The organism is Pseudooceanicola endophyticus (assembly GCF_018760365.1).
GTDB classification, from domain to species: Bacteria; Pseudomonadota; Alphaproteobacteria; order Rhodobacterales; family Rhodobacteraceae; genus Pseudooceanicola; species Pseudooceanicola endophyticus.
Map to the genome: position 1 here is coordinate 544,847 of NZ_JAHIAB010000002.1, position 9,456 is coordinate 554,302.

Consider the following 9,456-nt stretch of genomic DNA (forward strand, 5'->3'; position numbering starts at 1 on the left):
GCTGTTCTTCGCGCTCTCCGCGGCGCCTCTCTGATGGTGCCGGGCGCGGTCTGGCAGCGCGCGCTGGTGACGCTGGGGGTGGTCGTGACCGCGCAGCTGGTGCTGATGGCGGCCTGGCTGGCCTGGCGCGAGAAGGGAGAGATCGGTCGTGTCCTGCGCAGCTGGCGGCTGACCGGGCAGACCTTAGGGCTGGGCAGCTCCTGCTGGTTCGCCGCCTTTACCCTGCAGGGCGCCTCCTGTGTCTACGCCGTCGGCCAGTCCGAGGGGGTGCTGAGCCTGCTGGCCTCGGTCGTCCTCTTCCACGAGCGGATCACCCGGGGCGAGGGGCGGGCATCCTGCTGGTTCTGGCCAGCGTCCTCGGGCTCGTCCTGCCGGGCTGAGCGGCTGGTCGTCTCAGGCCACCAGGCCGCGGAACACCGGCCCGGAAGGTTGCTGGTCGTAGAACGGGATCGCATCGGGGGCGCGGCCCCGGCGCAGCAGGGCGGCCAGTTCGGCCAGGGCGACGGCGGTGACGAAGGGCAGGTCCAGTTGGCGTGCCGCATCAAGCGGGACCCAGGCCAGGTCCGCCAGCTCTCCGGAGGCGGACGAGAAATCCTCGGGGTCGCCGGCGATGGCGCTGTCCTCGACCAGGAAGAAGCGAGCGTCGAAGCGGCGGGATTTGCCGGGCGGCGTCACTGCGCGGTAGATGCAGTCAAGCGCCCCGGCATCGGGCAGGAGCCCCGCGGCGGCAAAGCCCGCCCAGGTCGGATCGGTGGGCGGCGTGCCTGTCCAGATCCCGGGGCGGGCGATGCGCAGCCCGGTTTCCTCGGCGAATTCGCGCAGGGCGGCGGCGGCCAGCTGGGGCGCCAGCACCGGGTCGGCATCGACCTCCAGCAGGGCGCGGGTGCGCGGCGTCAGGGGGCGGGCAAAGGGCACATCCGCGTCGCAGGCATCCAGCGCGCCGCCGGGAAAGACCATCTTGTTCGGCATGAAGACGGCCCCGGCCAGCCGCCGGCCCATCAGGATCCGCGGCCCGTCCCCGGCGCGTTGCAGCGCGATGATCGTGGCGGCGTTTCTGGGCTGGGCAGTGGCGTTCATCGTCTGATCCTTGTCGGGTTCGGCATTTCAGGGGCGGGCGGCCACGGGGCCGGTTCACTCGGTGTCCGGTCCCTCGGGGCCGGGGCGGTCCGTGTCGGGTTCGGGCGCAGCGGCAAAGCCGTGCAGGCGGCGGGCCCACTGGAAGGCGATCAGCCCGCCCTTGACCCGGGGCAGCATATACAGCGACAGCGCGACGGCGAAAATCGCGAAGCCGGTGAACAGCATCATCGGGTCGGGTTGCCAGGTCATCCAGACCAGCCCCAGAAGCGGCGCCGACAGATGGCCGACCACGAGGATCGTCAGGTAGGCCGGCCCGTCATCGGCCCGGTGGTGGTGCAGTTCCTGCCGGCAGACCGGGCAGCTTTCCCGGACGCTCAGGTATCCTTTCATCAGCGGCCCCGATCCGCAGTTCGGGCATCGCAGCCGCCAGCCCCGGCGCAGCGCGGGCCACAGGTCCCGGTCGCCGGACCCGTCCCGGGATCCCGCGCCGGCCCCGTGGGCCCCGGTCGGATGATCCTCTGGCTTCTGGGTCACGCGGGCTCCTGACAGGTCTCGGCCTGATGCCTGTCCTACCTTGGTCGCAGCCCCGCAGCTTGAGAAGACGGCGCGTGGTCGTGCGGCGCCATGTCGCAAACTTCCCGCAGGTCCGTGAATGCGCTCCGGCAAAAAAATGCGACGGCGGCGACGGAAGCACCGGGCTGCCCCGTATCTATTAGCAGATGACCGGGGGCGAGGCCCTCGCATCCTTCTGAAGAGTTTAGAGGAGTAGTCCTATGAAACGAGCAGTTCTTCTCGGCAGCATCGCAGCCCTTTCGCTGACGGCGTTCGCCTCCGGAGTGTCCGCTCAGGAGGCCGACACCGCTGCTGCCCCCAAGGCCCCGGTTTCGGCCCCCGCCAAGCCGCTGCCGCCGCGCATGAAGGCGCTCGACACCGACGGTGACGGGCAGCTCTCCCAGGAAGAGCGGGATGCGGCTCAGGCCAAGCGTTTCGCCGAGGCGGATGCCAATGGCGACGGTGAAGTCACCCAGGACGAGCTGGCAAGCTTCTTCGAGGCTCAGGCCCAGCAGCGTCGCGAAGCGCGCGAGGCCAAGATGGCCGAACGGATGATCCAGGAGATGGACACCAACGGCGACGGCAAGCTTTCGGCGGAAGAGATGAAGCCGAAATCCCCCGAGGAGCGCATGTTCGCCAAGCTTGACACCAACCATGACGGCCAGATCTCCATGGAAGAGTTCAAGGCCGGTCACGATAAGATGGCCGAACAGCGTGGCCCGGGCCGTGAAGGTCCGATGGGCCATGGCCGGATGGGCCCGCAGATGGGCATGATGGGCCAGGGCGGCATGGGTCCGCAGATGGGCATGATGGGCCAGGGCGGCATGGGTCCGCAGGGCCACATGGGCCCGCAGGGCGGCTTTGGTCCCCAGATGGGCATGATGGGCCCGCAGGGCGGTCACGGCTGGGGCCACGGCCCGCAGGGCGGCCAGGGCTGGGGTGGTGATCGCCACGCCGACCGTGGTGATCACGGCGGGCGTCACGGCCAGGGCATGCCGATGCAGCGCATGATGCCGGCCCCCGACGGGGCCCAGCCCCAGGCCGCACCGGCGCCGGCCCCCGAAAGCGACCAGGGCTGAGGTCGCTTCGGCCCGGTGTCGCGGGATCCGTCCCCTTCGGGGGGCGGATCTGCCGGGGGATCTTGCCTCCGGGGGTGCGAAACGGGCGGAAAGTGGTTGAATTGGCGGGGCGATCCGGTGTCGGATTGCCCCGGGTAACGGAAACGGATACGCCGCTGAGGCATGAGAAACATGGCCTTCGACGATCCCGACGCCATTCCCGATGACGCGCTCCTGGTGCTTTATGCCAATGGAGACGCCGAGGCGGCGCGGCAACTGACCACGCGGCTTGCGCCGCGGGTGCTGGCGCAGGCTGCGCGGATCCTGGGTGACCGGGCCGAGGCAGAGGATGTGACCCAGGAAGCGATGCTCCGGCTCTGGCGCATTGCCCCCGACTGGCGCCAGGGCGAGGCGCGGGTCACCACCTGGCTCTACCGGGTGACGGCGAACCTCTGCACCGACCGGTTGCGCCGTCGGCGTGGCGGGACGCGCGACGTGAACGACATGCCGGAGATCGCGGATGACGCGCCTTCGGCGGATCAGCGCATGCAGCAGGATGCCCGGATGGACGCCCTGCAGGGCGCGCTGAACGAGCTGCCGGACCGGCAGCGGCAGGCGGTGGTCCTGCGTCACATCGAGGGCCTGGGCAATCCCGAGATTGCCGAGATCCTCGAGATCAGCACGGAGGCCGTCGAAAGTCTGACGGCCCGGGGCAAACGGGCGCTGACCCGCATCCTGTCGGGGCGGCGCGATGAACTGGGGTACGACGATGACTGAGCGGAAAGCAGGGGACGTGCTGTCGGACGGCGCACTGGATGCGCTGTTCGCCGAAGCACGATTTGCGGAACCGGATCTGCCGGACGGCTTGACGGCCCGGATCCTGGAAGACGCGCAGATGGTGCAGGCCGAACGGCTGGCCGCAGAGGCGCGCCCGCCCGAGCCGGTGCGCCGGGCCTCGCTCTGGCAGCGCTTCGTGCGCGGCATCGGCGGCGCTCCGGCGCTGGCGGGGCTCGGCGTGGCGACCATGGCGGGCCTGTGGCTGGGGGTGATGCCGCCGGCCTTCGTGACCTCGGGCGTCAGCGCCATCACCGGCACCACGACCAGCTACAGCCCCTACATGGTGGACAGCACCAGCGCCTTCGACTTCATCGTCGATGAAACAAGCAGCACCGGAGGCTGAAGATGACCGAACCGACCTCCGGACAGCGGCCCGCGCGCCGCAGCAGTCCCGCCCTGCGCATCCTGCTCTTCGCCTCGCTGGCGGTGAACCTGGCCGTTGCCGGGGTTGTGGTGGGATCGCTGGTGCACAGCCGTCATGACCGACCCGGCGGCGGACCGCCGCGGATCGACCAGATCGGTGGCGTGCTGACCTTTGCGCTCAGCGATGACGACCGGCGGGCGATCGGGCGGGCCATCTGGAAGGACATGCGCGCCAATCGCCCCGACAAGGGCGCCGTGCAGGCCGAATTCAGCCAGATCGTCTCTGCGCTGCGCGCCGAGCCCTATGATCCCACCGTGGTCGAGAACAGCCTGAAGCGCCAGCTGGACGAGGCGATGCGGCGCCAGGAGGTCGGTCAGACCATCCTGCTTCAGCGCATCTCAGAGATGGACCGCAGCGCCCGGCTGGCCTTTGCCGACCGGCTGGAAGAGGCGGCGACCAAGCTGCGTACCGAGGGGCCGAACGCGCTGCGTCCGGACCGCGCGGAAAAGGGCCATGACGGCAAGGCGGGTGGCAAATCCGGCGAGCGCCCGGCCGACAAGGCGCCGCCGCCGCCGCCCCCGGTCGAGTGAGCTAGTTCGAAAACGGGATCACCTTGCCCGGCCCGCTCTCCGGACCGGGATGCAGGGCAACCTGGTCGCGACCGGCATGTTTGGCCCGGTAGAGCGCGGCATCGGCATCGGCCAGCAGCTGCGCCGGATCGCGGCGCCCGGCCAGGCCGAAGGTCAGCCCGACCGAGATCGTCACCGCCTGGTCCGGCGCCGGCAGGCCCTGCGCGCGCATCCGGTCGCGCACGCTGGCGCAGAGCCGGTCGGCGACATGGCGGGCGGCCTCGGGTCCGGTGTCGGGCAGCAGGATCAGGAATTCCTCTCCGCCGATGCGGGCCACCACGTCTTCCGCGCGCAGGCTGTCCTTGAGGATGCGCGCCACCGATTGCAGCGTGCGGTCGCCGGCGGCATGGCCGTGGCGGTCGTTCACCGCTTTGAAATGGTCGATGTCGGGCAGCAGCACGGCGAAGGGGCGGGCCTCCTGCGCGGCCTCGCGGGCGGCGCGCGCCAGCCGGGGCAGGGCGAAACGGCGGTTGCTGAGCCCGGTCAGCGGATCGGTGACCGAGGCCCGCATCCCCTCGCTCAGCTCGGCGTGCAACTGCCGGCGCTGCATCAGCCGGCCGTGCAGGCGGCGCAGCCGGGCGGCGATTTCCTCGGCATCGAAGGGGCCATCCATGACCGCGCTGGCGCCCAGGTCGTAGGCCCGCGCCCGCAGACGTACCGAACAGCCCGGCGCCAGCAGCAGCACCTCGCTGTCGAGCCGGTCGCGCCAGCTTTCCAGCGCCGCCAGGCGCCGCAGGCTGGCCTGCTCGGCATCGGCGCGCGCGCTCAGAAGGAACAGGCCGCACCGGGGCGGTGCCTCTGCGGGGCTGTCCTGACCCGGGCAAAGGCCGGGGGGCAACTGCCAGGCCAGCTCAAGTTTCAGCCCCGGCATCCGCCCCAGCCGGTTCTGCCAGCTGCGCCCGGTCTCGGCGTCGGGGGGCAGGGCGACGATCCGTCCCAGCCCGGTGAATTGCAGTGCAGGTTCTGCCAGCCCCGGGGGATCCTGCGGTCCGCCCCGGAATTTCAGCGTCTCCAGCGTGTCGCGGGCCCGGTCATGGGCACGCAGCCTGGCCCGGAAGACCTCTTCGGGTTCGGCGCGCGACAGGATCTCGTCGGCGCCGGCCGCCAGCAGGCCGGTCCGCCCGACCTGGGCGCCGGGGGCGGTGATCACGAAAATCGTCACTTCGCTCAGCAGAGGATCGGCCCGCAGCGACTGGATGAAGCGGCCCGATGGCATCAGCCGCAGATCCTCTGCCAGCATCACCACCTGGGGATGCCAGTGCCGCGCGAGGGCCAGCGCCTCTCCGGGCGAGGCCGCAACCTGGATGTCGTAGAAATCCCCCGACAGCCGCGCAGCCAGGGTGATCCTGCGGGTGACATGTTCATCCAGGATCAGGATCCGTGCCGGCATCTTCCCCTCCATCGTCGCGCCGTTCCTGTGGTGTTCCGGTCCCGGGCGGCTTATGAAGGATGCTGGGTGTTTGGTTAACAAACCCTTGCCATGGTCCGACAGAATATATCCTTCGAAAGGATTTTCCCGATGACGCCGAAACGCGCCGAAGAGATCGCCCTGGACGCCCTGACCTGGCTGGCTGGCAACGAGGAGCTGCTGCCGGTCTTCATGGGCTCGACCGGGCTGTCGCCCGATGATCTGCGCCGCGCCGCCGGCACGCCGGAATTCCTTGGCGCGGTGCTGGATTTCCTGACCATGGACGATGCCTGGGTGATGGCCTTCTGTCAGAGCCGCGCGCTGGCCTATGACCAGCCGCTGCGCGCGCGCATGGCGCTGCCCGGCGGCGAGCAGGTGCACTGGACCTGAGGCCTCCCGGTCCGCAAGCGGGCCTCAGAAGGTCCGAAGGCCGCCCTTGTCACCTTCCGAGACCTTGGCAAGCAGCCGCAGCAGCTGCTCCTTTTCACCGGGGGCAAGGCGGTCGGTCATGACGGCGGTGTTCTGCAGCGCGAAGGGGATGGCCTGGGCCAGCGCCATGTGGCCTTCGGGCGTCAGGCCGATCCGGCGGGTGCGACGGTCATCGGTGCCGGGGTCGCGCGACAGCAGGCCGGCCTCTTCCATCTGCCGCAACGCGCGCGAGGTGGCGGTGCGGTCGATGCCGACGAAATCGGCCAGTTCCGAAGGCTGGCTCAGCCCTTCGTTGGCCAGGCCCAGCAGGATGCACCAGGTGATCCGGGTCAGCCCGATCTCGCGCAGGCGGTCATCAAGGCGACGTTCCTGGAGGCGGGCGGCCAGCGACAGCCAGTATCCAAGGGAGTCGTGAAGGCGATAGGGCGTGTTCTGCTCATCCATGGGTTCAGAAGACCGAGCAACCGGTGAAAGTCAAGCGGCTGCCGTGGCGGGGTAGTTTGCAAAAGGCGTTGAAACCATTTGCAAACGCCTTGCGGGCTTGTGTCGCTGCGGGCTTTTGGGCAGGGTCCCGCAAACGATACGAGACAGGACCAATGGTGGCAGGCATTCCCGTGCGCGGCATCCTTTTCGACAAGGACGGCACGCTTTTCGATTTCGGCGCAACCTGGAACGGCTGGGCCAAGGGCATTCTGACCGAGCTGGGGCAGGATCACCCCGATCGGACCGCGGCCATGGCCGAGGCGCTGCATTTCGACCTGGCCGCCGGGGCCTTCCGGCCCACCAGCCCGGTGATCGCCGGCACCAATGCCGAGGTGGCGGCGCTGCTGCTGCCCTCGCTGCCGGACTGGCAGGGCGCGCGGCTTGAAGGGTTCCTCTCGGAGCGGGCGGCCCGTGCCGCGCTGGTGCCCGCCGCGCCGCTGGTGCCGCTGCTGGAGGGGCTGCGCGGGCAGGGGCTGCGCCTGGGGGTGATGACCAACGATACGGAATTCAGCGCCCGCGCGCAGCTGTCCGGTGCCGGGGTGCTGGAGCTGTTCGATTTCATCGCCGGGCATGATTCCGGCCATGGCGCGAAACCGGCGCCCGATCCGCTGCTGGCCTTTGCCCGCGCCATGTCATTGCCGCCCGAAACCGTGGTCATGGTCGGCGACAGCACCCATGACCTGGAAGCGGGGCGCGCGGCGGGGATGCGGACGCTTGGGGTGCTGACCGGCATGGCCGGCCCCGCCGATCTGGCGCCGCTGGCCGATGCGGTGCTGGACGACATCGGCCATCTGCCGGGCTGGCTGGCGGCCTGAGAGGCCCAGGATCCCGAAACAATTGGATATATTGAGCCGTTGTTAAGGCCCTTTGGCGATGCTTGCGAAAAGCAACAGGCTCCGAGGACCATGCACGGCTTGATCAACCGCTCTATCGAGTGCTTCTTGCGCGATACCTACGGCGTGGGTCTCTGGGCCGATGTCGCCCTGCGGGCGGATCTGCCGGGCACTTCCTTCGAAGCGATGCTGAGCTATGAGGATGCGCTGACCTGGCGGGTGCTGGAAGCGGCAGAGGCGCTGCTGAAGAAGCCGCGCGCCGTTCTGCTTGAGGATGTCGGCACCTATCTGGTTTCCCATGCCAACAATGAGGGGTTGCGCCGGCTGCTGCGTTTCGCCGGCGTCGGCTACGAGGATTTCCTGCATTCGCTGGACGACCTGCCGGACCGGGCGCGGCTGGCGGTGGGGGATCTGATGATCCCGCCGCTGGAGCTGAGCCAGCAGGGCGACGGGCGGTTCGTGCTGCGCTGCGGCCCCGGGATGCCGGGTTTCGGCCATGCGCTGATCGGGGTTCTGCGGGCCATGGCGGATGATTACGGCGCTCTGGTGATGCTGGACCACCTGGGCAGCCGCCGCGGCATCGAGACGATCGAGATCCGCCTGGTCGAACGCGCCTTCACCGAGGGGCGCGAGTTCGAGCTTGGGGCGCGCACCGGATGACGGGCCGGGAGGGCGGGGCAAAGGGCCCCCTGGCCGGGGGGCTGGTGCCGGCGCTGCCGCAGGGCTCTCTCGACGTGCTCTGCCCGATGCATCTGGTGCTGGATGCGGCGGGGCAGGTCGTCCACGCGGGGCCGACCCTGCGCCGCCTGCGCCCCGGACAGGTGCTGACGGGCCGCCCGTTCGAGGATCTGTTCGAAGTGCAGCGCCCGCAGCTGCCCGCCGGCATGGCCGCTCTGCTGGATCAGGCCGGAACCCGGCTGCACCTGCGGCTGCGCGATCACCCGCGCACCGGGCTGAAGGCCGTCCTGGTGCCGCTGGCCCCGGATGACGCCGGGCGCCGCGGCGCCGTGGTGAACCTGTCCTTCGGCATTTCCATCGATGAGGCGCTGCGGGATTATTCCCTGCATTCCAACGATTTCGCCCCGACCGACCTGGCGATCGAGATGCTGTACCTGACAGAGGCGAAGCTGGCGGTGCTGGACAGCTGGAAGGATCTGAACCAGCGCCTGCAGGGCGCCAAGATCGCGGCCGAGGAGCAGGCCTATACCGACACGCTGACCGGGCTGAAGAACCGCCGGGCGATGGATCACGTGCTGGCGCGGCTGATCCGGGCCGGAGAACCCTTCGCACTGATGCATCTGGACCTGGACTGGTTCAAGGCGGTGAATGATTCCCACGGCCATGCGGCGGGCGATCACGTGCTGCAGCACGTGGCCCGCGCCCTGGTCGATGAAACCCGGGGCGAGGATACCGTGGCGCGGATCGGCGGTGACGAATTCGTGCTTCTGTTCCCGCATCTGCTGCGCCGCGCCCGGATCGAGGAGATCGCGCAGCGCCTGATCGCCCGGCTGGAAAAACCCATCCTGTTCGGCACCGCCGTCTGCCGGGTGTCGTGCTCCATGGGCACGACGCTGTCGTCCTTCTATGCTGCCCCGCGCGCCGACGTGATGCTGGCGGATGCGGACGCGGCGCTTTATGCTTCGAAAAAGATGGGGCGGGCGCAACATTGCTTCTTCCGTCCCCGCGCCGAGGCCGGTTAGTCTCGACGTCGAGAGGCGTGGCAAATGCGCAGCATATCTAGCTGTTGCGATTAGCGACTACCCAATCAGATGTGGACCCCCTATAC

General features: G+C 69.4%; 12 protein-coding genes. 8 read left to right on the forward strand and 4 right to left on the reverse strand.

The window, feature by feature from the left end; translation table 11 throughout:
- Nucleotides 1-393: 393 nt before the first annotated feature.
- Together KM176_RS06195 and KM176_RS06200 are read right to left on the reverse strand one after the other, a co-directional pair.
- On the reverse strand, nucleotides 394-1,077 hold the full coding sequence (locus tag KM176_RS06195; RefSeq protein WP_160890789.1) for an NUDIX hydrolase: 684 nt from the start codon (nucleotides 1,075-1,077) through the stop codon (nucleotides 394-396).
- A gap of 54 nt (nucleotides 1,078-1,131) precedes the next feature.
- Entirely contained in the window at nucleotides 1,132-1,530 is a 399-nt protein-coding gene (locus KM176_RS06200; RefSeq protein ID WP_236045200.1) for a DUF983 domain-containing protein, read from the reverse strand.
- Between the two features lie 320 nt (nucleotides 1,531-1,850).
- On the opposite strand from KM176_RS06200, the gene KM176_RS06205 reads away from it, so the two are divergent.
- From KM176_RS06205 to KM176_RS06220, 4 genes are all read left to right on the forward strand, one after another.
- Nucleotides 1,851-2,708 (forward strand): EF-hand domain-containing protein, encoded by an 858-nt coding sequence (locus tag KM176_RS06205; RefSeq protein WP_160890788.1) that lies wholly within the window; start codon nucleotides 1,851-1,853, stop codon nucleotides 2,706-2,708.
- A gap of 162 nt (nucleotides 2,709-2,870) precedes the next feature.
- Nucleotides 2,871-3,464, forward strand: coding sequence for an RNA polymerase sigma factor (locus tag KM176_RS06210; RefSeq protein ID WP_160890787.1), 594 nt, complete (start codon nucleotides 2,871-2,873; stop codon nucleotides 3,462-3,464).
- Nucleotides 3,457-3,867, forward strand: coding sequence for a hypothetical protein (locus KM176_RS06215; protein WP_160890786.1), 411 nt, complete (start codon nucleotides 3,457-3,459; stop codon nucleotides 3,865-3,867). The genes KM176_RS06210 and KM176_RS06215 overlap by 8 nt, the downstream gene beginning before the upstream one ends.
- 2 nt (nucleotides 3,868-3,869) lie before the next feature.
- Entirely contained in the window at nucleotides 3,870-4,478 is a 609-nt protein-coding gene (locus KM176_RS06220) for a periplasmic heavy metal sensor (RefSeq protein WP_160890785.1), read from the forward strand.
- 1 nt (nucleotide 4,479) lies between these two features.
- On the opposite strand, the gene KM176_RS06225 is transcribed toward KM176_RS06220, so the two are convergent.
- On the reverse strand, nucleotides 4,480-5,907 hold the full coding sequence (locus KM176_RS06225) for a diguanylate cyclase (RefSeq protein ID WP_160890784.1): 1,428 nt from the start codon (nucleotides 5,905-5,907) through the stop codon (nucleotides 4,480-4,482).
- Nucleotides 5,908-6,036: 129 nt separating this feature from the next.
- On the opposite strand from KM176_RS06225, the gene KM176_RS06230 reads away from it, so the two are divergent.
- Nucleotides 6,037-6,315, forward strand: coding sequence for a DUF3572 domain-containing protein (locus KM176_RS06230; RefSeq protein ID WP_160890783.1), 279 nt, complete (start codon nucleotides 6,037-6,039; stop codon nucleotides 6,313-6,315).
- Nucleotides 6,316-6,339: 24 nt separating this feature from the next.
- On the opposite strand, the gene KM176_RS06235 is transcribed toward KM176_RS06230, so the two are convergent.
- The gene (locus KM176_RS06235; RefSeq protein WP_160890782.1) at nucleotides 6,340-6,798 is read right to left on the reverse strand and encodes a MarR family winged helix-turn-helix transcriptional regulator; all 459 of its coding nucleotides are present in this window, start codon (nucleotides 6,796-6,798) and stop codon (nucleotides 6,340-6,342) included.
- A 152-nt stretch (nucleotides 6,799-6,950) separates the two neighbouring features.
- Between KM176_RS06235 and KM176_RS06240 the strand changes: the two genes are divergently transcribed.
- The 3 genes from KM176_RS06240 to KM176_RS06250 all read left to right on the forward strand — a co-directional run bounded on the left by KM176_RS06240 (nucleotide 6,951) and on the right by KM176_RS06250 (nucleotide 9,370).
- Nucleotides 6,951-7,652: an HAD family hydrolase gene (locus KM176_RS06240; protein ID WP_160890781.1), complete on the forward strand. Its 702-nt coding sequence runs from the start codon at nucleotides 6,951-6,953 to the stop codon at nucleotides 7,650-7,652.
- Between the two features lie 90 nt (nucleotides 7,653-7,742).
- The gene (locus tag KM176_RS06245; protein ID WP_160890780.1) at nucleotides 7,743-8,330 is read left to right on the forward strand and encodes a heme NO-binding domain-containing protein; all 588 of its coding nucleotides are present in this window, start codon (nucleotides 7,743-7,745) and stop codon (nucleotides 8,328-8,330) included.
- Nucleotides 8,327-9,370, forward strand: a complete 1,044-nt coding sequence (locus KM176_RS06250; RefSeq protein ID WP_160890779.1) for a GGDEF domain-containing protein — start codon at nucleotides 8,327-8,329, stop codon at nucleotides 9,368-9,370. The genes KM176_RS06245 and KM176_RS06250 overlap by 4 nt, the downstream gene beginning before the upstream one ends.
- Nucleotides 9,371-9,456 lie beyond the last annotated feature (86 nt).

Coding starts and splice junctions, on each gene's coding strand:
- KM176_RS06225 (WP_160890784.1), bottom strand. CDS start 5,907: ATGCCGGCACGGATCCTGATCCTGGATGAACATGTCACCCGCAGGATC.
- KM176_RS06220 (WP_160890785.1), top strand. CDS start 3,870: ATGACCGAACCGACCTCCGGACAGCGGCCCGCGCGCCGCAGCAGTCCC.
- KM176_RS06245 (WP_160890780.1), top strand. CDS start 7,743: ATGCACGGCTTGATCAACCGCTCTATCGAGTGCTTCTTGCGCGATACC.
- KM176_RS06250 (WP_160890779.1), top strand. CDS start 8,327: ATGACGGGCCGGGAGGGCGGGGCAAAGGGCCCCCTGGCCGGGGGGCTG.
- KM176_RS06195 (WP_160890789.1), bottom strand. CDS start 1,077: ATGAACGCCACTGCCCAGCCCAGAAACGCCGCCACGATCATCGCGCTG.
- KM176_RS06205 (WP_160890788.1), top strand. CDS start 1,851: ATGAAACGAGCAGTTCTTCTCGGCAGCATCGCAGCCCTTTCGCTGACG.
- KM176_RS06235 (WP_160890782.1), bottom strand. CDS start 6,798: ATGGATGAGCAGAACACGCCCTATCGCCTTCACGACTCCCTTGGATAC.
- KM176_RS06230 (WP_160890783.1), top strand. CDS start 6,037: ATGACGCCGAAACGCGCCGAAGAGATCGCCCTGGACGCCCTGACCTGG.
- KM176_RS06210 (WP_160890787.1), top strand. CDS start 2,871: ATGAGAAACATGGCCTTCGACGATCCCGACGCCATTCCCGATGACGCG.
- KM176_RS06215 (WP_160890786.1), top strand. CDS start 3,457: ATGACTGAGCGGAAAGCAGGGGACGTGCTGTCGGACGGCGCACTGGAT.
- KM176_RS06240 (WP_160890781.1), top strand. CDS start 6,951: ATGGTGGCAGGCATTCCCGTGCGCGGCATCCTTTTCGACAAGGACGGC.